The organism is Streptomyces sp. SAI-170, from assembly GCF_049739565.1.
In the GTDB taxonomy this organism is placed as follows: Bacteria; Actinomycetota; Actinomycetes; order Streptomycetales; family Streptomycetaceae; genus Streptomyces.
In genome coordinates this window covers 4,865,812-4,887,932 of the sequence record NZ_JBMGQD010000001.1, presented here as the reverse complement: position 1 = coordinate 4,887,932, position 22,121 = coordinate 4,865,812, and the positions used below count along the sequence as shown (strand labels likewise).

Genomic DNA, 22,121 nt, shown 5'->3' with positions numbered 1-22,121 from the left:
GCTCCGGGCAGGCGCACCGCCCCACCCTCGCCGCATCGCTTCGCCGGCGGGTATCTGCTGTGCTGGACGGCATGACATCCAGTTCGACGCCGTCCACGGCTCCCTCCGGCCGGTCCTCTGCCGGGCAGCCCCTGCGCAAGCTCACCGCCCGGGGGCGCGACGAGGCCCATCGGGTCGCCTCACCGCTCGAGCTCTTCTTCGACCTGTGCTTCGTCGTGGCCATCGCGCAGGCGGGGTTCCAGCTGGTGCACGCGCTCGCCGAGAGCCATGTCGGCGAGGGGATCATGAACTACGCGATGGTCTTCTTCGCCATCTGGTGGGCGTGGATGAACTTCACGTGGTTCGCCTCGGCGTACGACAACGACGACGTCCTGTACCGGGTGGTCACCCTGGTGCAGATCGCCGGCGTCCTGGTGCTCGCAGCCGGTGTCTCGCGGGCCTTCGAGGAGCACGAGTTCCTTGCCGTCTGGCTCGGCTACGCCATCATGCGGCTGGCCATGGTCGCGCAGTGGCTGCGGGCCGCGCGGTCGGCCCGGGGCGCCGAGCGAACGGTCGCGCTGCGGTACGCGGGCGGCGTGCTGCTCTGCCAGGTCGGCTGGCTGGGGCTGCTGCTCCTGCCGGAGGGGGGCCGGCCCTGGGTGTTCCTGGTGATGGCGGTCGCCGAGCTGTGCGTGCCGGTCTACGCCGAGCGGCAGGCCCAGACGGCCTGGCATCCGCACCACATCGCCGAGCGGTACGGGCTGTTCACCATCATCGTGCTGGGCGAGACGATCGCCGCGGCGACGGTCGCCGTGAAGACGGGCGTGGACGAGAACGACGCGCTCACCGACCTGCTGCCGATCGCGACGGGCGGACTGCTGATCGTGTTCGCCGCCTGGTGGATCTACTTCGCGGTGCCCATCCACGGCCATCTGCGCTCCAACCGGCAGGCGTTCCTGTGGGGCTACGGCCACTACCTGATCTTCGCCTCCGCGGCGGCGATCGGCGCGGGTCTGGAAGTGGCCGTCGAGGAGGCGGTCGGCAAGGCGCACATCTCCACCCTGGCCGCGTCCGCCGCCGTCACCCTGCCCACCGCCCTGTATCTGCTGACCCTCTGGGCGCTGCACTCCCGCCACTTCAAGGTGGGCACCGCCCAGCAGACCGTGCTCCCCCTGACCGCACTGGTCGTCATCTGCTGCACCTTCCTGGGCGAGTGGGCGGTGCTCGCGACGGGCCTCGTGTCCACGCTCGCTGTGGTGACGGGCACTGCGCTGACGGCGCGCCAGGCAGCCCGGGACAGCGCGGCGAAGGCGGCCGCGCCGGTGTCCTGACACCACGCCGGGGGCGCGCTCGGTCATACGCGTCCCCCGGCCGGGCAAGACTGGTCCCCATGACAGTCGACGCTCTGACGGACGTCGCCGGGCTGCGCGTGGGGCATGCCACCCGCACCGGCGGCGGATGGCTCACCGGCACCACGGTCGTCCTCGCTCCCGAGGGCGGCGTGGTCGCCGCCGTGGACGTGCGGGGCGGTGGTCCCGGCACCAAGGAGACCGACGCCCTCGACCCGCGCAACGTGGTGCAGAAGATCGAGGCGCTCGTGCTGACCGGGGGCAGCGCGTTCGGGCTCGACGCGGCCTCCGGTGTGATGGCCTGGCTGGAGGAGCGGGGGCGCGGGGTGTCCGTCGGGCCGGACCCGGCCCACGTCGTGCCGGTCGTGCCGGCCGCCTGCGTCTTCGACCTGGGCCGCGGTGGCGACTTCCGCGCCCGGCCGGACGCCGCCACCGGGCGGGCCGCCGTGGAGGCGGCCGCGGCGGGCGACATGGGCGCGCGGGTGCCCGAGGGGTGCGTGGGCGCGGGCACGGGCGCGGCGGTCGGGCCGTTGAAGGGCGGGATCGGCACGGCGAGCGTCGTGCTCGCCTCGGGGACGACCGTGGCCGCGCTGGTGGTGGCCAACGCGGTGGGCTCGGCGATGGATCCCGAGACGGGCCTGCTGTACGGGGAGTTGTTCGAGGGGCGGCTGGAGCGACCCGGGGCTCGGGTGCACGCCGCCGCGTGCCGGCGCCTGGCCGAGACCGCGGCGAGGAACGTGCCGCCCCCGTTGAACACCACCCTCGCCGTGGTCGCCACCGACGCGGATCTGTCGCGCGCGCAGGCGCAGAAGCTGGCCGGCACGGCGCACGACGGCATCGCGCGCGCGGTGCGGCCGGTGCATCTGCTCAACGACGGTGACACGGTGTTCGCGCTGGCGACGGGGGCGCGCCCGTTGGACGCCGGGCGTCCGCTCGCCCTCAACGAGATCCTCGCCGCGGGCGCGGACGCGGTGACCCGCGCGATCGTGCGCGCGGTGCGCGCCGCGCGGTCCGTGGACGGGCCGGGTGGGGCGTGGCCGTCGTACGAGGATCTGTACGGGCCGCGGTGAGCGTCGGGGCGCCCGCCACCCCTGCCCTCACGCCACTGCCCTCACGCCCCGCCCTCACGCCCCCGCCCGCTCGCCCCCTCCCCTGCACCGCCTCCCCCTGTCCACCGCCCCCAACCACCGCCCCTGGGCAGGCAATTGTCCCGGTTCTGTCACTGATGGCGCCACAAGCGACGGCATGGGAACCCATTCGCGGCTGTCCGCCTCTTTTCCCACGCACTGCAGCGGACCACGCACATCACACGAACTGGGAGCAGCCCGTGACAACGCCGGACATAGCCTCGCGGCGCAAGGTGGTGGCCTGTGCCGCCCTGATGGTCGGCGCCCTCACCCTGACCGCGTGCGGCGGCAGCGCCAGCGCCGACAACGGCGGGAACGGTGACGGCGACGCCAAGAAGTCGGCGCCGCGGATCGTCATCTCGGCAAAGGACGGCTCCACGACGGCGTCGATCAACACGACCGGGGTGAAGGTCACCGACGGCAGGCTGACCGGCGTGAAGATGACGGAGACAGAGTCGGGCGAGGCCGTGCCGGGGGCGCTGTCGTCGGACGGCACGAGCTGGAAGCCGAAGGAGCAGCTGGAGCGCGGGACGGCGTACCGGATCTCGGCGACCGCGAAGGACGGCAAGGGCCGGACGATCGCGGCGGACTCGCGGTTCACGACCGTGTCGGAGGCGAACAGCTTCATCGGGACGTATGTGCCGGACGGGGGTCAGACGGTCGGCGTCGGGATGCCGGTGTCCTTCACCTTCGACAAGGAGATCAGCGACAAGAAGGCCGTGCAGTCGCACATCACGGTGACGTCGGACAGCGGGCAGAAGGTGGTCGGGCACTGGTTCGGCGCCCAGCGGCTCGACTTCCGGCCGCAGGAGTACTGGAAGGCCGGCTCCAAGGTCACGATGAAGATCGACCTGGACGGCGTGGAGGGCGCGAACGGCGCCTTCGGTGTGCAGAAGAAGACCGTCACCTTCACGGTCGGCCGTTCGCAGGTGTCCACGGTCGACGCGGCCACGCAGACGATGACGGTCGTACGGGACGGCAGCACGATCAAGACGGTCCCGATCTCGGCGGGCAGCCCGGAGAACACCACGTACAACGGGCAGATGGTGATCTCCGGCAAGTGGGAGCAGATGCGGATGGACGGCTCGACCGTCGGCTTCGCAGGGCAGTACGACATCCCGGACGTGCCGCACGCGATGCAGCTGACGCAGTCCGGGACCTTCGTGCACGGCAACTACTGGTACAACCAGGGCAACCCGCCGTTCGGCCGCGAGGGCACGAGCCACGGCTGCGTGGGGCTCCAGGATGTGCAGGGGGCGCAGGGCGACACGACGGGCAAGTGGTTCTTCGACAACTCCCTCGTCGGGGACGTGGTGATCGTGAAGAACTCCCACGACAAGACGGTGGCGCCGGACAACGGGCTCAACGGCTGGAACATGGCCTGGAGCGACTGGGTCGCGGGCAGCGCGGTCTGACCGGCCGGCGATACCCGAAGAGACGCCCAAAGAGGCGCCCACCAGCGGATTTTGAGGGGACGTCGGGCCGCGCGGGAACTTCTCCGGCGGCCCGGCCGTTTTCCCCGCGGACGTTTTCTCGGTTCCCGGACATGATGTCCGACCGAGGGGCTACGGTATGCACCCACAAGGTGACATGCAGCAACGCCGGGAGAAACCTTGAGCGTTCCGTACGAGACCGCAGCGTACGAACCACACGAGTCGCCGGAGTCTCCGGAAGAGCATCTCGCGCGACTGCTCGGCCGCGCACTGAACTCCTTCGAGCTGCCCGACGACGTGTTACGGCGGCTCGACACCGCGCTGGCGCACGACAGTTCGCTGCACTCCGCGCACCACAGCGCGGGCCGGCACCGGGAGACGTACCGGCACACCTGGCTGCTGGCCGACGGCTCGGCGCTGACCCTGTGGGAGCTCGTGCACGACACCGCCTCGGACAGCGCGCACCACGAGGTGTACTCCGACGAGGAGGAGCTGCGCACGGCCACCAGCCGCCTCCCGCTGCCGCCGGAGACACCGGACTTCGAGCTGCCGGTCCTCTCGCCGCTGCCCTCCCTGCCGGGCCCTCGGCACGCGTACGTGCCCGACGACTCGGCGGACCACGCGCGTCGGCTGCTGCGTCGGGCGGAGAACCCGGACCGGCCGGGGGCGGAGATCGCGGCGCTGCTGGCGTCGGCGTTCGCGCACCAGATCACGCAGGCCTTCGGACGCCCCTGCCGTGCGGGCCGGATCGGGCTGGGCTTCTCGCTCTACGAGCACGCGTTCCTGCTGCGCGACGGCAGGGAGCTGTCCCTGTGGGAGGTCGAGCACACGGCCACGCCCGACGGGCGGCACATGTGCGAGGTGTACGCGAGCGAGGACGCGGCCCGCGAGGCGATGGAGCGGCGGGCGGCGCAGGTCTCCTAGGTCTCCTGACAGCGGGCGCCCGGCGCCCCTTGCTCAGGGCCGGAGCCTCGCTCAGCACCCGGCGCCTGGCTCAGCGGCCCTCGGCGAGCTGCCGTACCAGTCCGGCGAAGGCGTCCTTCTCGGCCGGGGTCAGTTCGACCGACTCCCGGTCGGGGCCCGCCTGCCGCTGGCGCGGGAGGGCGGGCAGGGCGGTGGGGCCCGGGCGCGGGCCCGCCGCGGGGGCCTCGATGCCGCCGCGGCGCAGCATGCGGGACAGGCCGGTCACCCAGGCGACGGCCGCCAGGGCGAGGACGGCCACGCCCGCCCACTGGAGGATCGAGACGTGCTCAGGCATGGAGCCCAGTAGACACCACGGTCCGGGACTTTCGCCCCGGACCGTGACGTATCTCGCAGGTGGTGCAGTTGACCTTGTTCCGGCCTGGTTCCGCTCAGGGTGCCGTGAACAACTCACAGCTCCCTAAAGGGACAAGTGGCGCTCTCAGGCCGCCACGGCCTGCTCGTTCCGCGGGGACTTCGCCTCCGCCGGGCCGCCGGCCGACTCGGGCGCGGTGGCGCCGGGGGCCTGCTTGCGCATGCTCTTCAGTACGACGACCAGGGCCGTCGTGACCGCGACGCCCGCGGCGACGGCGACGAGGTAGAGGAAGGGGTTGCCGATCAGGGGGACGACGAAGATGCCGCCGTGCGGGGCGCGCAGGGTGGCGTCGAAGGCCATCGACAGGGCACCGGTGACCGCGCCGCCCGCCATGGAGGCCGGGATGACCCGGAGCGGGTCGGCCGCCGCGAACGGGATCGCGCCCTCGGAGATGAAGGAGGCGCCCAGCACCCAGGCGGCCTTGCCGTTCTCGCGCTCGGTGCGGGTGAACAGCTTGCCGCGGACCGTCGTAGCGAGGGCCATGGCCAGCGGCGGGACCATGCCGGCCGCCATCACCGCGGCCATGATCTTCATCGCGGAGTCACTGGGGTCGGCGACCGCGATGCCGGCGGTGGCGAAGGTGTAGGCGACCTTGTTGACGGGTCCGCCGAGGTCGAAGCACATCATCAGGCCGAGGAGGGCGCCGAGCAGGAGGGCGTTGGTGCCGGTGAGGCCGTTCAGCCAGTCGGTCATCGCCTTCTGGGCGGAGGCGATGGGCTTGCCGATGACGACGAACATCAGGAAGCCGACGACCGCCGAGGAGATCAGCGGGATCACCACCACCGGCATGATGCCGCGCAGGGCCGCCGGGATGCGCACCCTCTGGATGGCGAGCACCACCGCACCGGCGATGAGACCGGAGGCCAGACCGCCGAGGAAGCCGGCGTTGATGGTGAGCGAGATCGCGCCGCCGACGAAGCCGGGGACGATACCGGGCCGGTCGGCCATGCCGTAGGCGATGTAACCGGCGAGGACCGGGACGAGGAAGCCGAAGGCGACGGCGCCGATCTGGAAGGACAGCGCGCCCCAGCTGTCGGCCTGGCTCCACACGAAGTGGTCCATGACGGAGGGGGCTTCGTTGATCTGGTAGCCGCCGATCGCGAAGCCCAGGGCGATGAGCAGACCGCCCGCGGCGACGAACGGGACCATGTAGCTGACGCCGGACATCAGCCACTTGCGCAGCTTGGTGCCGTAGCCCTCGCCGGAGGCGCCGGAGCGCTCGACCGGCGTACTCGCCGTGGCGGGCGCCCCCGCGCTCACCTCTCCGCGCGCGGCCTTGTCACGCACCTCGGCGATCAGCTCGGCGGGGCGGTTGATGCCCGCCTTCACGCCGACGTCGACGGTGGGCTTGCCGGCGAAGCGGTCCTTGTCGCGTACGGGCACGTCGTGGGCGAAGATCACGCCGTCCGCGGCGGCGATGGCGGCCGGGTCGAGCCGGGTGAAGCCGGCCGAGCCCTGCGTCTCGACGACGAGTTCGATGCCCGCCTCGCGGCCGGCGTTCTCCAGGGACTCGGCCGCCATGTAGGTGTGGGCGATGCCTGTCGGGCAGGAGGTGACGGCGACGACCCGGAAGGGCCGGGGCTCGGCGTCGTCGGGGCTGGTGTCCGTGGCGGCGTCGGCGGAGGCCGCCACCGGCGCCGCCACGGAGTTCTCGGGGGCGGCGGCCGCAGGGGGCTCGTCGCCGCGGATGAGCGCGGCCGCGGCCGCCGGGTTGCCCGCCGCGCGCAGGGCGTCGGTGAACTCGGCGTTCATCAGCTGCCGGGCCAGCGAGGACAGGATGGTCAGGTGGGCGTCGTCGGCTCCGGCGGGCGCGGCGATCAGGAAGATCAGGTCGGCCGGGCCGTCCGCCGCGCCGAAGTCGATCCCGGCCGCGCTGCGCCCGAAGGCGAGCGTCGGCTCGGTGACATGCGCGCTGCGGCAGTGCGGGATGCCGATGCCGCCGTCCAGGCCGGTCGGCATCTGCGCCTCACGGGCGGCCACATCGGCGAGGAAGCCCTCCAGATCGGTGACCCGACCCAGGGCCACCATGCGCTCGGCGAGGGCCCGCGCCGCCGCTTCCTTGGTGTCGGCGGACAGGTCGAGATCGACCAGGTCCGCGGTGATCATCTCGCTCATCGCGGGCTCCTTCGCACGCGTATCGCCCGGGGAGTGGGGAGGGCGGGGGTGGGGGTGGGGACGGGGGTGCTGTGGGGGGCGGAGAGGCCGAGACCCGTACGGCCGGGGAGACCGGGCCTCCTCAGGGGGACGGAGCCGGCACCGGGGGGACGGGGCCTCCGTGCGGGGGTGGGGAGGGTGCTGGAGAGGGGGCTGGGGTGGCCCCGCCTCCGTGCGGGGGTGGGGAGGGTGCTGGAGAGGGGGCTGGGGTGGCCCCGCCTCCGTGCGGGGGTGGGGAGCCCGACGGAGATGGGATCGGGGTGTTCCCACCTCTGTACGGGGCTGAGATGCCCCCGCGTCCGTCCGGGCCGGGGGTGTCCCTGCCACGGTCCGGGGACGAAGTGCACCGGCGTCCGTCCGGGCCGGGGGTGTCCCTGCCCCGGTCCGGAGCCGGAGTGCGCCTGCCTCCCTCCGGGGCGGAGGTCTCCCTGCCCCGGTCCGGAGCCGGAGTGCACCTGCCTCCGTCCGGGGACGGAGAGGACGAGGTGAACGGAGCAGGGGTGACTCCGCCTCCGGCCGGAGGCCGGGTCGTGCGGAGCGCGCGCTACGAGCAGGAGGTTCATGACACCGGCTCCGTCAGCTCGCGGTCCATGGGGACGTCCGTGGTGACCGTCACCGCGGACGGGTCGAGGTCGGACGGGGTCGGCATGACGCTGCCGGGGAGTCGGACGGCGGCCGCGCCGTGGGCGACGGCGGAGGCGAGGGCCTCCGGGCCGCTGCCGCCGGCGATGAGGAAGCCGGCGAGGGAGGAGTCGCCGGCGCCGACGTTGGAGCGTACGGCGGTGACGCGCGCGCTGCCGAACCAGGTGCCCGCGCTGTCCACCAGGAGTTGTCCGTCGGCGCCCAGGCTCGCGAGGACGGCGCCCGCGCCCCGCTCGCGCAGTTCCTCGGCCGCCTTCAGCGCGTCGCCCACCGTCGCCAGAGGGCGCCCGACGGCCTGCGCGAGTTCCTCGGCGTTCGGCTTCACGACGTCGGGCCGCGCGCGCAGCGCTTCCAGCAGCGCGCGCCCCGAGGTGTCCAGGGCGATCCGCGCGCCCCCGGCGTGCGCCCGCGTGACCACGTCGGCGTACCAGGAGGGCGCCAGGCCTCGCGGCAGGCTTCCGCAGCAGGCGATCCAGTCGGCGCCCGCCGAACGGTCGCGCACCGTCGCCAGGAGCAGTTCCTGCTCGGCGGCCGTCAGCTCGGGGCCGGGTGCGTTGATCTTCGTCAGGACGCCGTCGGACTCGGCGAGCGCGATGTTCGAGCGGGTGGCTCCGGCGACCGGTACCGGCGCGACCTCGATGCCCTGTGCGTGCAGCAGATCGGCCACGAGCGCTCCGGGCGCACCGCCCAGGGGCAGCACCGCGACCGTGCGCCGCCCGGCGGCCGCGACGGCCCGCGAGACGTTCACGCCCTTGCCGCCCGGGTCCATGCGCTCACCGGTGGCGCGGATGACCTCGCCGCGCTCCAGGGCCGGGACCTCGTAGGTGCGGTCCAGGGACGGGTTGGGGGTGACGGTGAGGATCATGCGCGTACTACTTCCGTGCCGCCGCGTTCGATGGCGGCCGCGTCTTCGGGGCTCAGCCCGCTGTCGGTGATCAGCAGGTCCACATCGCTCAGGTCGCCGAAGCGGGCGAAGTGCTCCTGGCCGTGCTTGGAGGAGTCGGCCAGCAGCACCACCCGGCGGGCGGCGGCGACCGCGGCCCGCTTGACCGCGGCCTCGGCGAGGTCGGGGGTGGTCAGACCGTGCTCGGCGGAGTAGCCGTTGGCGGCGACGAACAGCACGTCCGCGCGGATCTCGCCGTACGCCCGCAGCGCCCAGGCGTCGACGGCGGCGCGGGTGCGGTGCCGTACGCGCCCCCCGACCAGGTGGAGCTGGATGCCGGGGTGGTCGGCGAGGCGGGCGGCGATGGGCAGGCTGTGCGTGACGACGGTGAGGGAGGCCTCCAGCGGGATGGCGGCGGCCAGCCGGGCGACCGTCGTACCGGCGTCGAGGACGAGGGTGCCCTCCAGGGGCAGCTCCGCGACGGCGGCCTTCGCGATGCGGTCCTTCTCGTCGGCGGCGGTGCCCTCGCGCTCGGTGAGGTCCGGCTCGAAGTCGAGGCGGCCGACGGGTATGGCGCCGCCGTGCACCCGGCGGACCAGACCGGCGCGGTCGAGGGCCTTCAGGTCGCGGCGGATCGTCTCCGCCGTCACCTGGAACTCCTCGGCGAGCGACAGCACGTCCACGCGGCCGCCCTCGCGGGCGAGGCGGAGGATCTCCTGCTGCCGCTCCGGTGCGTACATGTCCGTTCGCCTCCGACGTGTGCCCGAACTTGTGGTTTAGCCGTGAGAGTACGCCCGGATTTCCGAGAAGTAAACAGCTTCGGGCGCCACCTCAACACAAACGGGCATCCGCCCACCTCGATGCCCGCCCCGCCCCGCACAAACGGCCCACCTCGATGCCGCCCATGCACAAACGGGCATCCGCCCCTCCCCGCATCGTCTGCGGAAACGGGGCGGATGCCCGTACGTGGAACGGTCCGGGGGCCGACGGTTCAGCCCTTGGCGCCGGTCAGCACTTCCTCCGGCTCCCCGGCGACCTCGTGGCCGGCGGCGTCCACGCCCTCGGGACCCTCGGGCCCCGCCTCCGCCGACCGTCGCGGCAGCGCGAACATCAGCAGGAAGATCACGCCCATCACCCCGGCGACCCAGCCCAGCGCGTACTGGAAGGCGTCCACGAAGGCCGGCCCCGTCTCGGCGGGGGCGAGTCCGTCGTCGATGACCCCGAAGAAGACGACGGACACCAGCCCCAGCCCCAGGGCGTTCCCCATCTGCTGCACGGTGTTGATGAGGCCGGACGCCGAACCGGCGTGCTCGCGCGGCACCTCGGACAGGATCGCGTCGGTGAGCGGGGCGAAGATCAGGCCCATGCCGGCGCCCATGACGATCAGCGGCAGCGCCATCTGCCAGGGGGCGATGCCCTGGCCGTAGCGCTCGGACTCCCACAGGTACAGCAGCACCCCGGTGGCCATCACCAGCGCGCCCGCCTGGAGCACCTTGCGTCCGAACCGCGGCACGAGCTTCTGCACGGACATCCCGGCCGCCGCCGACACGGCGATGGAGAACGGCACCCCGGTCAGACCGGCCTTCAACAGGCCCCAGCCCAGGCCGATCTGCAGATACAGCGTCCACACCAGGAAGAAGATGCCGAGCCCGACCCCGAAGACGACCTGCACGGCGATGCCCGCGGCGAAGCTCTTCACGCGGAACAGCGACAGCTCGATCAGCGGGGAGCCGTCCCGCGCGGTCTTGCGCCGCTCGTACGCCACCAGCACGGCGAGGACGACGAGCGACCCGGCCATCGAGGCGTACCCCCACAGCGGCCAGCCCAGCTCACGGCCGCGGGTGAGCGGGTAGAGCAGCATGAGCAGACCGAGCGTCACCAGGCCCACGCCGGGCAGGTCCAGCTTCAGTGCCTTCGGAGCGCGCGACTCGGTGATGAAGCGGCGGCCGAGGATCAGGCCGACGATGCCGACGGGCAGGTTGATGAGGAAGATGGGCCGCCATTCGAGGCCGAACAGGTTCCACTCCGTCAGCAGCGCGCCCAGCAGCGGGCCGAGCACCGCGCCCATGCCCACGATCGCGCCGAACAGACCGAAGACCTTGCCGCGTTCGTGCGCCGGGAAGGTCGCGTGCACGATCGACAGCACCTGAGGCACCATCAGCGCGGCCATCGCGCCCTGGAGAATGCGCGCCGCGACCAGCATGTCCGGGTTCGCCGCGAACCCGCACAGCGCCGAGGCGAGAGTGAAGCCGCCGATGCCGATCAGGAACAGCCGCTTGCGGCCATGGATGTCACCGAGCCGCCCACCGGTGATCAGCCCGGCGGCGAAAGCCAGGGCGTATCCGGCGGTGATCCACTGGATGTGGCTGAAGGTCGCGCCGGTGTCCTTCTGTATGGACGGGATGGCGATGTTGACGATCGTGACGTCGACGAGGTCCATGAAGGCCGCCGTCATGACGATGGCGAGGGCGAACCAGCGACGCCGGTCGGCCGGCGCCTGCGTCCCTGAGAGCTGATCGGTGGAGGTCATGCACTCAAGCTAGAGGCCCAGTAGGTCAGATCGTGTCCTAGATGTGCGACATCCTTCTGACATGACGACGGACACCCCGGCACGACTCCTCCAGTTGCTGTCCCTCCTCCAGACACCCCGCGAGTGGCCCGGCGGGGAGCTCGCCGACCGGCTCGGGGTCTCCCGGCGCACCGTGCGCCGGGACGTCGACCGGCTGCGTGAGCTGGGCTATCCCGTCCAGGCGACCATGGGCGCGGACGGCGGTTACCGGCTCGTCGCGGGCAAGGCGATGCCGCCGCTCGTGCTGGACGACGAGGAGGCGGTGGCGATCGCGGTCGGCCTGCGCGCGGGCGCCGGGCACGCGGTCGAGGGCGTCGACGAGGCCTCGGTGCGGGCGCTGGCCAAGCTGGAACAGGTGCTGCCCGCCCGGCTGCGGCACCGCGTGACCACCCTCCAGGCCGCGACGACCGCGCTGACCAGCGGTGACGGCCCGAGCATCGCGCCCGAGACGCTCACCGTGATGGCCTCGACGGTGGCCGGCCAGGAACGCCTGCGCTTCTCCTACCGCGCCAAGGACGGCACCGAGTCCCGCCGGCTGACCGAGCCCTACCGGCTCGTCTCGACGGGCCGCCGCTGGTACCTCGTCGCCTACGACCTCGACCGCGCCGACTGGCGCACCTTCCGGGTCGACCGGGTCAGCGAGCCCTTCGCGACCGGCGCGCGCTTCACCCCGCGCGAGCTGCCGACCGGCAGCGCCGCCGAGTATCTGCGCCAGTCCATCCACGGCCGCCAGGAGACCTACGACTTCACGGTCACCTTCGCCGCGTCCGCCGAGGACGTCGCCGCCCGGCTCCCCGCCTGGCTGGGCCCGCCCGAGCCCGTCGACCCCGCCCACTGCCGCCTGCGCGCCACGACCGGCGACCCCGTCGAGTGGCTGGCGGTACGCCTCGCCATGTCGGGCTTCGACTTCACGGTCGAGCAACCCGCCGAACTGGTGGACTGCGTACGCCACCTGGGCGCACGCCTGACCCGCGCGGCGGGGTGAGCCACGGCCGGGCTGGCGCCCCTGACTCGCGCAGCGGGGCGAGCCACGGCCGGGCTGGCGCCCCTGACCCGCGCGGCGGGGTGAGCCACGGCCGGGCTGGTCACCTCTGACCCGCGCAGCCGGGGGAGCCTGGCGGGGCCCTGCGCCCCTGACCCGCACCGCAGAACGACCCGCCAGACCCAGCACCCCTGACCCGCACCGCAAGGCGGCCTGCCGGGCAGGCCCCCCGGCACCTGGCCCCGCCCGCAGGGTGAGCCCGCAGCCCGGGCCTTTCGCGACGTCGGACAGATCCGAACGGCAGGCCTCAGCTCCCCCACCCGAAGCCCCGCAGCGTCTCCAGGTTCCGCAGGGCCAGCGCGGCCGGGCCCTGGGGGCCGCCGGCGGGCGCGTCGCCGGCGGCCCACGTCTCCACGGCGGTCCGTACGGCGGCGCCGGCCACGGCGGCGACGAAGCGCCGGCGGGCAGCGTCCTCGGCAACGTTGTCGTGCCCCTCAGGCGCCTCGACAGCCCGGGCCCTCTCGCCAAGCACCTCCCCCAAGGCATCCTCCGCGCCCCGGCACACCTCCGCCCACACCCTGCGCAGGGCGGGGCTGGAATCGGCCAGCCGGATCAGGGTGCGCACCCACTCCCAGGACGCGGCCGAGACGCCGCGGCCGGGCACCAGGGTGTGCCGTACGGCGTGCTCCAGGGCCGCGGGTGCGTCCAGTTCGGCGGGAGCCGCGCGGACGGCCGCCTCCCAGCGCTCGGCGCCCGCGGTGTAGAGCGGGGCGATGGCCTCCTCCTTGGAGGCGAAGTAGCGGTAGAAGGTGCGCGGGGCGATCCCGGCGGCCTGGGCGATGTCCTCGGCGCGGGTCGCCTTCAGACCGCGTCGGACGAAGAGTCCGGCGGCCGCGCGGGCGATGTCCATACGGGTCTCGGCCTTGCGCCGTTCGGTCAGCGACATGGACGATTCCGGCCGGTTCTGTGCGGGGGTGGTGCTGCTCACGTCGGCAGGCTATGCCGGTGTGGCACAATCTGCCATCCGGCGGGCCACCCCGGGGTTCAGGTTCGGGGTGCCCCGCCCTTCAGCCGTTCCCGCACTCCGGCCCGCCGTACCGGACGGAAAAGAGCCGGGCCCCGGCGCTCAGGGGGGAGAGGCGCCGAAGCCCGGCTCGGGAAGTCCCGGCACCGGGGGGAGTGTGCGTCGGGACTTGGCTCTGTGGTCTGGGGTCGGGTGCCGCCGGCGAGACCCGCGAAGGAACGGTCCTGCAAAAGCGGCCCCCGCAGGGCGCCTCTGCCTCGAACTCGCGCGCCCTGAAGGGTTGTTCCCGCCGCCCGGCCGATTGAAGCGATGGAACACGGCCATGTTTGCGCGGCCTTTCGCCACCCGGCGTACGCCCCTGCGCGGGCGCGGACACGGGGGCCGGTGTGCGCCGCCACGAGGGGCGACGCCATCGGTCCGGCATCCGTCCGGCGGGGGACGCCGGCGTACGGATCAGGCCGCCGCGTCGAAGCCGGTCTGGCGGGCCAGCTTCTTCAGCTCCAGCAGCGCGTGCTTCTCGATCTGCCGGATGCGCTCGCGGGTCAGGCCGTGCTCCTTGCCGACCTCGGTCAGCGTGCGCTCGCGGCCGTCCTCGATGCCGTAGCGCATCTTGATGATGGAGGCCGTGCGCTGGTCGAGACGGCCGATCAGGTCGTCCAGTTCCTCGCTGCGCAGCAGGGTCAGCACCGACTGCTCCGGCGACACGGCGGAGGTGTCCTCCAGGAGGTCGCCGAACTGGGTCTCGCCCTCGTCGTCCACGGACATGTTCAGCGAGACCGGGTCGCGGGCCCAGTCCAGGACGTCGACGACGCGCTCCGGGCTGGTGCCGAGCTCGGCGGCGATCTCCGCGGGCTCCGGCTCACGGCCCTGGTCGCGGTTGAACTCGCGCTGCACGCGGCGGATCCGGCCGAGCTCCTCCACCAGGTGGACGGGCAGGCGGATGGTGCGGGACTGGTCGGCTATGGAGCGGGTGATGGCCTGGCGGATCCACCACGTGGCGTACGTGGAGAACTTGAAGCCCTTGCGGTAGTCGAACTTCTCCACCGCGCGCACCAGGCCGGCGTTGCCCTCCTGGATCAGGTCGAGCAGGGGCAGACCGCTGCGCGGGTAGCGCCGGGCGACGGCGACGACCAGGCGGAGGTTGGAGCGGATGAAGACGTCCTTGGCGTGCTCACCCTCGGCGACGAGCGCTTCCAGCTCCTCGCGGGTGGCCTCGGCCTTGGAGTCCTCGAACCCGTCGAGGACCTGCTGCGCGAACACGCCGGCCTCGATCGCCTGGGAGAGCTCGACCTCCTTGGCGGCGTCGAGCAGCGGTGTGCGCGCTATTTCGTCGAGATACATGCCGACCAGGTCGCGGTCGGCGATCTCGCCGCCATGGGCGCGAACACTGCTTGCCGCGCCGGTGGTCTCGCCGGTGGCGGACTTACGACGGGCGACGGCACGGGTTGCCATGCGTGCTCCCTTGCGATGGTGGGTCAGCGGGTGGTCCTGGACGCCCGGTCACTCTGCTCGGGTGCCCTGCATCCGATGGAAACAACGACTGGAATCAGGACAGAATTCCCAGCCGGTCCCTCAATTTTTCCGATCTTGCAGTACCCTGTCGGGCCACACCCCGGCCGGCGGCGTCGACGGCACCGGCGGAGCCCCAGGTCAGACAGGAAATCGACGGGCTTCCCGACCGCTTCACCGGCCCTCGGCCACCGCGCGTGCGAGACGCCCGTCACTCCGGCAGCGGGCCCCCTCGACCGCTCTCCCACCCTGAAGACGAACAGCCTTCGCCAAAAGTTGCCGGAGGGCTCGCCCGAACCGGCTTGCGGTCGTCAGCCGAACTGCACGGACCGCTTGGCGAGCCCCATCCAGAACCCGTCGATCACCGATTTCTGTTCCCCGAGCTCGCCCGCCGCGTCGGCGGCGCCCATGGTCACGAACAGCGGCGCGAAGTGCTCGGTGCGCGGGTGCGCGAGACGGCCGGCCGGGGACTTGACGGTGAAGTCGAGCAGCGCGTCCACGTCACCCGTCTCCAGCGCGCGCCTGCCCCAGTCGTCGAACTCGGCCGACCAGCCGGGCACCCCTGCGCCGGTGTGCCGCAGGGCGGCGAGGTTGTGGGTGAAGAAGCCGGAGCCGACGATCAGCACACCCTCGTCGCGCAGCGGGGCGAGCCGGCGGCCGATCTCCAGCAGGCGCACCGGGTCGAGGGTGGGCATGGAGATCTGCAGGACAGGGATGTCGGCGGCCGGGAACATCTCCACGAGCGGGACGTAGGCGCCGTGGTCGAGGCCGCGGTCGGGGATGTCCTGGACGGGCATGCCGGGGGCGCGGAGCAGCTTGCGTACGGACGCGGCGAGATCGGGCGCGCCGGGGGCGTCGTAGCGGACGCGGTAGTAGTGCTCGGGGAAGCCCCAGAAGTCGTAGACAAGAGGGACGGTCTCGATCGCGCCGAGGGCGAGCGGGGCCTCCTCCCAGTGGGCGGAGACGATGAGGATCGCCTTCGGGCGGGGCAGATCGGCGGACCAGGCGGCGAGCTGGCCGGGCCAGACGGGGTCGTCCGCGAGCGGCGGGGCGCCGTGGGAGAGGTACAGGGCGGGCATGCGCTCCTGGGCGGTGGCGGACATGGTGGCGGCTCCCTCACACAGAACGCTTGAAATTTAAAGCTTCACCCACCATAGGCGCGGTTCGTTTAACTTTCAAGGAGTGCGTGCTTACAGTGGAAACCATGAACAGTGGAGCCGAGCCACACTGGCTCACCGCCGAGGAACAGCGCGTCTGGCGCTCCTACCTGCATGCCACCACCCTGCTCGAGGACCACCTCGACCGCCAGTTGCAGCGCGACGCGGGGATGCCGCACATCTACTACGGCCTGCTGGTGAAACTGGCCGAGGCTCCGCGCAGACGGCTGCGGATGACCGAGCTGGCCAGGGACGCCAAGATCACCCGGTCCCGGCTCAGCCATGCGATCGCGCGCCTGGAGAAGAACGGCTGGGTGCGCCGCGAGGACTGCCCCTCGGACAAGCGCGGCCAGTTCGCCGTGCTCACCGACGCCGGCTTCGAGGTGCTGCGCCGCACCGCGCCGGGCCATGTCACCGCCGTACGGCAGGCGCTGTTCGACCGGCTGAACCCGGAACAGCAGAAGTCCCTCGGCGAGATCATGGAGATCGTCGCCGAGGGACTTCAGCCCGCGGACGCGGGAGCGGACCTGCCCTGGCTGCGGTGAAGCTCTTTCACCGGTGAGCCGGGGCAGGTCCGGGGTGTCGTACGGCCGAGGCGTCCCCTTCCTCGGCCGTACGCACAGGGAGCTGCGGGGGTACCTCCCTCAGAAGTCGCCTCAGTGGGCGACCACCGGCACCGGCACCTCGTCCTCGACGCCCTCGCCGGAGGCGACCGGGGTGCTGCCCGGCTTGCCGGCGTTGATGAGGGTCAGGGCGATGACCGCCGAGACGGCCAGGATGCCGACGGCGAACCAGATGGCGCTGGTGTAGCCGTGCACCTGGGCCTGCAGCGCGACGAGCTGCTGCTGCGAGCGGCTGGTGGCCGAGCCGATGTGGTCCGCGATGTACGAGGTGGTCGCGGACGCGGCGATCGTGTTCAGCAGCGCGGTGCCGATGGCGCCGCCGACCTGCTGCGAGGTGTTGACCATCGCGGAGGCGACACCGGCGTCCTGCGGCCGGACGCCCTGCGTGGCCATGGACATGGCCGGCATGAACGCCGTACCCATGCCGAGGCCGAGCAGCAGCATCGCGGGCAGCAGCAGAGCGGCGTAGGAGGAGTCGATCTCCAGCTGGGTCAGCAGCAGCATGCCGAGGGCGGCGACCAGGAAGCCGGGGCCCATCAGCAGCCGGGGCGCGACCCGCGTCATCAGACGGGTGCCGATCTGGGTGGAGCCCGTGATCATGCCCGCGATCATCGGCAGGAAGGCGAAGCCGGTCTTGACCGGCGAGTAGCCCTTCACGATCTGCAGGTAGTACGTCAGGAAGAGGAACAGGCCGAACATCGCGATGATCGCGAGGCCCAGGGAGAGGTAGATACCGCCGCGGTTGCGGTCGGTGACCACGCGCAGCGGCAGCAGCGGGGCCTTGACCTTGGCCTCGACGACGACGAACGACACCAGCAGGACGGCGGCGGCGACGAACATGCCGACCGTCACCGAGTCGCCCCAGCCGTCGGACTCGGCGCGGGTGAAGCCGTAGACCAGCGCGACCAGGCCCAGGGTGGACAGCAGCACGCCGGGGATGTCGAGCGGGTTGCGGTTGCGGCCGCCCTCGGGCTCACGGATGACCAGATAGGCGCCCGCGGCCGCGACCACGGCGAACGGGATGTTGACGAAGAACGTCCAGCGCCAGTCCAGGTACTCGGTGAGGAAGCCGCCGAGGATCAGGCCGACGGCGCCACCGCCACCGGCGATCGCACCGTAGATGCCGAACGCCTTGGCGCGCTCCTTGGCGTCGGTGAACATCACCGCGAGCAGCGACAGCGCGGCGGGCGCGAGCAGCGCGCCGAACGCGCCCTGCAGCGCACGGGCGCCGAACATCATGGCGCCGGAGGTGGCGGCACCGCCGAGCGCGGAGGCCGCGGCGAACCCGCCGAGACCTATGACGAAGGCGCGCTTACGGCCCCACAGGTCGGCGATACGGCCGCCGAAGAGCAGCAGACCGCCGAAGGCGAGGGCGTAGGCGGTGACGACCCACTGTCGGTTGCCGTCGGTGATGCCGAGGTCCTGCTGGGCGGAGGGCAGCGCGATGTTCACGATGGTGGCGTCGAGGACGACCATCAGCTGCGCCAGCGCGATGAAGACGAGGGCCTTCCAGCGTCCCGGATCGGGGGCGAGGGAGGCCGGGGAGGAGGCCTTGGAGGCTGTTTCAGGCATGGAGGTACCCACTTCGGTACTACGTGACGGAAAAACGGGACTGAGTAAGAAACTGCGTAAGAAGGTCTAGGAGGACGTCGGCAGGAGTGTGGACTGCCGTGGAGCGCTGAACTGATCGGTCAGGCCTGGCGCAGGTCCTCCATGGTCAGGGCCGTCCCCGGCAGGACGGAGCGGGCCGGGGCCCGCAGTCCGTCCAGGAACAGCTGCAGATGGCGGTGGGCGAACCGGTCGACGTCGAGGCAGACGGTGCCGGCCGGGGGCCGGCTGAGCTGGGCGACCGCGACCATGAGGTCACCGAAGCCGACGTCGGGTCGGAGCTGGCCGGCCGCCTTGGCGCGGTCCATGATCGCCACGACCAGCCCCTCACACCGTACGCGCGTTTCCTCCAGGTCGGGGTGGTTTTTATCGAACGTGCTCTCGACCATCGGGCACAGCGCGCTGATCCGCTCGTCGACGGAGGCGTGCGCGAAGTGCTCCAGCGCCTCGAAGGCGTCCCCGGTCTCGGTGAGCGCCTTCTCGGCCGCCGCGACCGTACGGTCCATGACGGAGCAGACCACCTCGCGCACCAGCGCGTCGCGGTCCGGGAAGTGGCGGTACACCGTGGCGTTGCCGACGCCGGCCCGGCGGGCGATCTCGTCGAGCGGTACGTCGGGACCGAGCTCGGTGAACATCTCGCGGGCGGCGGTGACGATCCGCTCCCGGTTGCGCAGGGCGTCGGCACGCAGCCGGGTCGCCGGACGCGGCACGCGGGTGGCGGTCGTCTGCACGGCGTACTCCTTCGGATGAGTGGTGATTCTGAGCGGCGATCCGGGGAAAGGCTCCCCGTTTCGCCGTACGCACGATTAAACGGGGAAGGGCTCCCCGGTTATTTCCCGACCTCCGGAAGAATTCCTGTGACCTGAATCACGCCAGGTCGGCCGGGAATCGCACGATCGGTCCTGTCCAGCGCGCGCCGCCACGGCCTCCGACCGAGGGTGATCGCAAGGGTGCAGCCGGTGACCGGGGCTGCCCGGAGCGAAGGGCCCCTGCATGCAGCCGCAGCCGACCAGTCGCCGCATACGCCCCCGCCGGGCAGCCGCCCTCGCGTCCGTGACGGCACTGACCCTCGCGGTCAGCACCTCGGCCGGCACCGCCCGGCTGACGCACAGCGGCACGGCGTCCGGCCCCGGCCCCGCGGCACTGGCCCGCTCCTCCGCGCTGGGCCCCTGCATGATCAGCGGCGGGGCGGAGGTGCAGATGTCCGAGGGCGTGCCCACGACCACCGGGTACGCGCCCTCCACCGGCACCGTCCGCGCGCTGACCGTGATGGTCGACTTCTCCGACGCACCCGGCGAAGGCCGGGCCCTCGCCCGCTTCCGGGAGTTCTTCCCGCAGACCCAGGAGTGGTTCCGCACCGCCAGCTACGGCCGCCTGGACTACCGCCCCGAGGCGCCGATCACCGGCTGGCTGCGCATGCCGCGGCCGTTTCGCGAGTACGGCATAGAGCGCGGCGCGCCCTTCGAGCCCGGCTACCGCCGCCTCGTCCAGGACATCGTGGCGGCGGCCGACACGAGGGTCGACTTTCGCGCGTACGACCTCCTGAACGTCCTGGTCACCCCCAACGCGGGGCCCTCCGCCCTGGACACCGTCCTGTCGGTGACGTTCGCCGGCAACCCCGACGCCCCGGTCGCCGACGGGGTGCCCGTCGCCAACGCGTCCTTCGTCTACTCCCGCCAGGACGACGGCTCCGGCTCCTACGACCGCACCGGCTACCGCGTCCTGCCGCACGAGAACGGCCATGTCTTCGGGCTGCCCGACCTCTACACCCAGGAGGGCGGGGGCGCGGTCGGCCACTGGGACATCATGAGCGAGGACTGGGGGGCCAACAACGACTTCCTCGGCTGGCACAAGTGGAAGCTGGGCTGGCTGGACCCGTCGCAGGTCTCCTGCGCGGCGGCGCCCGGCGTCAGCGAGTACGAGCTGACCCCGCTCGCGCGGGCCGGCGGTCCGAAGCTGCTCTTCGTCCCGCTCGACCGGCGCACCGGCTACGCCGTCGAGCTGCGCACCCGCGGCGGCAACGACGAGAGCGTGTGCCGTCCCGGCGTCCTCGTCTACAAGGTCGACGCCGACGTGGACACCGGCCAGGGCCCGGTCCGTGTCCACGACTCCCGCCGGGACAGCGGCGGCTGCACCCGCAGCCCCAATGTCCACGCCGAGCTGTCCGACGCCCCCTTCACCCCCGGCGAGACCTTCAAGGACCCCCGGCACGGGGTGACGATCGCGGTGGCGGGGGCGGATCTGGACGGGGTGTACCGGGTGCGGGTGACCCGGAAGCAGTAGGCACGTCTTCCGCACGGGCACGCTCCCTGGCGGTGGTGGGCAGATGGGCGGCCGCGTAGCGCAGACAGGGCGCGGCCATGGCCGAGGTCGCGATGGCGACCAGCACGATCACGGTGTACATGGCGGGGCTGAGCACTCCCAGGCGCAGCCCGGTCAGCGCGATGATCACCTGGATGACGCCGCGGGCGTTGAGGCTGCCCGCCAGGGCGAGGGCCTGCCAGCGGTCGAGGCCGGTGGCGAAGGCGCCGACGAAGACGCCGAGGAACTTGCCGCCGACCGCGACCGCGAGCACCAGCAGCGCGGTGCCCAGGACGGCCGGGCGGGCCAGCGCGCCCAGGTCCATGCGCAGTCCGGCGGTGGCGAAGAACAGCGGCGCGAGGACGGTCGACACGACGGTGCGCAGCCCGCGCAGGGACTCGGCGACCGGCATGCCGGAGGCGCTGATGGCGAGCCCGCACAGGAATGCCCCGAAGACGGCCTCGAGACCGAGGGCCACGGCGGCGGCCGAGGCGGAAAGGATCATGGTGACGACCGCTGCGGTCGTGGCGCCCTGGTCCCCGGTACGGCCGACGGCCCGCAGGATCGCCCCGAGCGCTATGGGAGCCACGGTCGCGGACGCGAGGAGGAAGGCGACGACGACGGTGAGGGCCACGGCGAGGTCTCCGGCGCGCACCCCGGTCGTGGCCATCATGGAGACCACGGACAGCAGCAGCCAGCCGGCGATGTCGTCGAGGAGCGCGGCGCCCAAAGACAGTTGGGCCACGTCCCGGTGCAGCAGCTTCAGGTCCGCGAGGATCTTGGCGATGACCGGGATGGCGCTGACGCACAGCGCCACGCCGAGGAACCCGGCGCGGACGGCGGGCTCGGCCGTGGGGCCGAACATCGAGGCGGGCAGCAGCAGGCCGACTCCCAGTCCGGCGAGCAGCGGAAGCGTCAGCCCGCCGAGTCCGACCGCGGCGATCTCCCGCTTGCTGCGGCGGATCAGGCCCAGGTCGCAGTGGATGCCGGTCAGACCGACGAACAGCAGCACACCGAGCTGCGTCACCGCGTCCAGCAGATGCACCGGCGCGGGGTCGTGCGGGAACAGCCAGTGCGCCACGCCCGGGGCCACATGCGGCAGCACCGTCGGACCGAGGACGATCCCGGCGCACAACTCCCCCGTCACCGCAGGCAGCCTGCACCGTGCGGCGAGCCTGCCCAGCACGGTGGCCGTCGCCAGCAGCGCGGCGCACTGCGCGAGCAGCACCAGCAGGGCGGCCCCGGGCAGCGGTGCGACGGGCGCGGCGCCCAGCACGGGGCCCGCCCCGACGGCGAGCGGCGTCATGCCGCCCGCCCCGGCCGGTCGTGAGGTCGCCGATGCATGGTCGTCTCTCCATGGGTCGGGGACGGCGAAGGAGACCGGGAAGGTCCCGGGCAGGGACAGTCCGGCCGTACGGTGCGGTGCGGTGCGGTCTGGTGCCGTG

Annotated in this window: 18 protein-coding genes; 7 read left to right on the top strand and 11 right to left on the bottom strand. The window is 72.5% G+C overall.

Features of this window, described 5'->3' with window-relative positions:
- Positions 1-71: 71 nt before the first annotated feature.
- The 4 genes from RKD23_RS21875 to RKD23_RS21860 all read left to right on the top strand — a co-directional run bounded on the left by RKD23_RS21875 (position 72) and on the right by RKD23_RS21860 (position 4,812).
- Positions 72-1,310 (top strand): low temperature requirement protein A, encoded by a 1,239-nt coding sequence (locus tag RKD23_RS21875; RefSeq protein WP_424855194.1) that lies wholly within the window; start codon positions 72-74, stop codon positions 1,308-1,310.
- A 59-nt stretch (positions 1,311-1,369) separates the two neighbouring features.
- Positions 1,370-2,398, top strand: a complete 1,029-nt coding sequence (locus RKD23_RS21870; RefSeq protein ID WP_424855193.1) for a P1 family peptidase — start codon at positions 1,370-1,372, stop codon at positions 2,396-2,398.
- Between the two features lie 257 nt (positions 2,399-2,655).
- Entirely contained in the window at positions 2,656-3,870 is a 1,215-nt protein-coding gene (locus RKD23_RS21865; RefSeq protein WP_424855192.1) for a L,D-transpeptidase, read from the top strand.
- 198 nt (positions 3,871-4,068) lie between these two features.
- On the top strand, positions 4,069-4,812 hold the full coding sequence (locus RKD23_RS21860; RefSeq protein ID WP_424855191.1) for a DUF6227 family protein: 744 nt from the start codon (positions 4,069-4,071) through the stop codon (positions 4,810-4,812).
- Positions 4,813-4,882: 70 nt separating this feature from the next.
- Here the strand turns inward: RKD23_RS21860 and RKD23_RS21855 are convergent, their stop codons facing one another.
- The 5 genes from RKD23_RS21855 to RKD23_RS21835 all read right to left on the bottom strand — a co-directional run bounded on the left by RKD23_RS21855 (position 4,883) and on the right by RKD23_RS21835 (position 11,433).
- Positions 4,883-5,146: a hypothetical protein gene (locus RKD23_RS21855; protein WP_424855190.1), complete on the bottom strand. Its 264-nt coding sequence runs from the start codon at positions 5,144-5,146 to the stop codon at positions 4,883-4,885.
- 144 nt (positions 5,147-5,290) lie between these two features.
- Positions 5,291-7,339 carry a PTS fructose transporter subunit IIABC gene (locus RKD23_RS21850; protein ID WP_424855189.1) on the bottom strand — a complete coding sequence of 683 codons (2,049 nt, stop codon included), beginning with the start codon at positions 7,337-7,339 and terminating at the stop codon, positions 5,291-5,293.
- 598 nt (positions 7,340-7,937) lie between these two features.
- Positions 7,938-8,885 carry a 1-phosphofructokinase gene (gene pfkB / locus RKD23_RS21845; protein ID WP_424855188.1) on the bottom strand — a complete coding sequence of 316 codons (948 nt, stop codon included), beginning with the start codon at positions 8,883-8,885 and terminating at the stop codon, positions 7,938-7,940.
- Positions 8,882-9,643, bottom strand: a complete 762-nt coding sequence (locus RKD23_RS21840) for a DeoR/GlpR family DNA-binding transcription regulator (RefSeq protein WP_424855187.1) — start codon at positions 9,641-9,643, stop codon at positions 8,882-8,884. The genes pfkB and RKD23_RS21840 overlap by 4 nt, the downstream gene beginning before the upstream one ends.
- A gap of 251 nt (positions 9,644-9,894) precedes the next feature.
- Positions 9,895-11,433 carry an MFS transporter gene (locus RKD23_RS21835; protein WP_424855186.1) on the bottom strand — a complete coding sequence of 513 codons (1,539 nt, stop codon included), beginning with the start codon at positions 11,431-11,433 and terminating at the stop codon, positions 9,895-9,897.
- Positions 11,434-11,494: 61 nt separating this feature from the next.
- Here RKD23_RS21835 and RKD23_RS21830 point away from each other — a divergent pair, with 61 nt between their 5' ends.
- Positions 11,495-12,457: a helix-turn-helix transcriptional regulator gene (locus RKD23_RS21830; RefSeq protein WP_424855185.1), complete on the top strand. Its 963-nt coding sequence runs from the start codon at positions 11,495-11,497 to the stop codon at positions 12,455-12,457.
- Positions 12,458-12,761: 304 nt separating this feature from the next.
- Here RKD23_RS21830 and RKD23_RS21825 read toward each other — a convergent pair whose 3' ends face one another.
- The 3 genes from RKD23_RS21825 to RKD23_RS21815 form a co-directional block, all read right to left on the bottom strand.
- Positions 12,762-13,442 (bottom strand): TetR/AcrR family transcriptional regulator, encoded by a 681-nt coding sequence (locus tag RKD23_RS21825; RefSeq protein ID WP_424855184.1) that lies wholly within the window; start codon positions 13,440-13,442, stop codon positions 12,762-12,764.
- 489 nt (positions 13,443-13,931) lie between these two features.
- Entirely contained in the window at positions 13,932-14,930 is a 999-nt protein-coding gene (locus RKD23_RS21820; protein ID WP_424855183.1) for a sigma-70 family RNA polymerase sigma factor, read from the bottom strand.
- A gap of 368 nt (positions 14,931-15,298) precedes the next feature.
- Positions 15,299-16,090 (bottom strand): dioxygenase, encoded by a 792-nt coding sequence (locus RKD23_RS21815; RefSeq protein ID WP_424855182.1) that lies wholly within the window; start codon positions 16,088-16,090, stop codon positions 15,299-15,301.
- A 101-nt stretch (positions 16,091-16,191) separates the two neighbouring features.
- Between RKD23_RS21815 and RKD23_RS21810 the strand changes: the two genes are divergently transcribed.
- Positions 16,192-16,689, top strand: a complete 498-nt coding sequence (locus tag RKD23_RS21810; protein WP_424855181.1) for a MarR family winged helix-turn-helix transcriptional regulator — start codon at positions 16,192-16,194, stop codon at positions 16,687-16,689.
- A 111-nt stretch (positions 16,690-16,800) separates the two neighbouring features.
- Here the strand turns inward: RKD23_RS21810 and RKD23_RS21805 are convergent, their stop codons facing one another.
- Together RKD23_RS21805 and RKD23_RS21800 are read right to left on the bottom strand one after the other, a co-directional pair.
- A complete protein-coding gene (locus tag RKD23_RS21805; RefSeq protein ID WP_424855180.1) occupies positions 16,801-18,339 on the bottom strand; it encodes an MFS transporter in 1,539 nt (512 codons plus the stop codon).
- 119 nt (positions 18,340-18,458) lie between these two features.
- A complete protein-coding gene (locus RKD23_RS21800; RefSeq protein ID WP_424855179.1) occupies positions 18,459-19,106 on the bottom strand; it encodes a TetR/AcrR family transcriptional regulator in 648 nt (215 codons plus the stop codon).
- Between the two features lie 262 nt (positions 19,107-19,368).
- Here RKD23_RS21800 and RKD23_RS21795 point away from each other — a divergent pair, with 262 nt between their 5' ends.
- A complete protein-coding gene (locus RKD23_RS21795) occupies positions 19,369-20,658 on the top strand; it encodes a M6 family metalloprotease domain-containing protein (protein WP_424855178.1) in 1,290 nt (429 codons plus the stop codon).
- Here the strand turns inward: RKD23_RS21795 and RKD23_RS21790 are convergent.
- Complete coding sequence (locus RKD23_RS21790; RefSeq protein WP_424855177.1) at positions 20,570-21,982, bottom strand: cation:proton antiporter; 1,413 nt, start codon at positions 21,980-21,982, stop codon at positions 20,570-20,572. The two genes, RKD23_RS21795 and RKD23_RS21790, sit on opposite strands and share 89 nt — an antisense overlap.
- Positions 21,983-22,121: the final 139 nt, after the last annotated feature.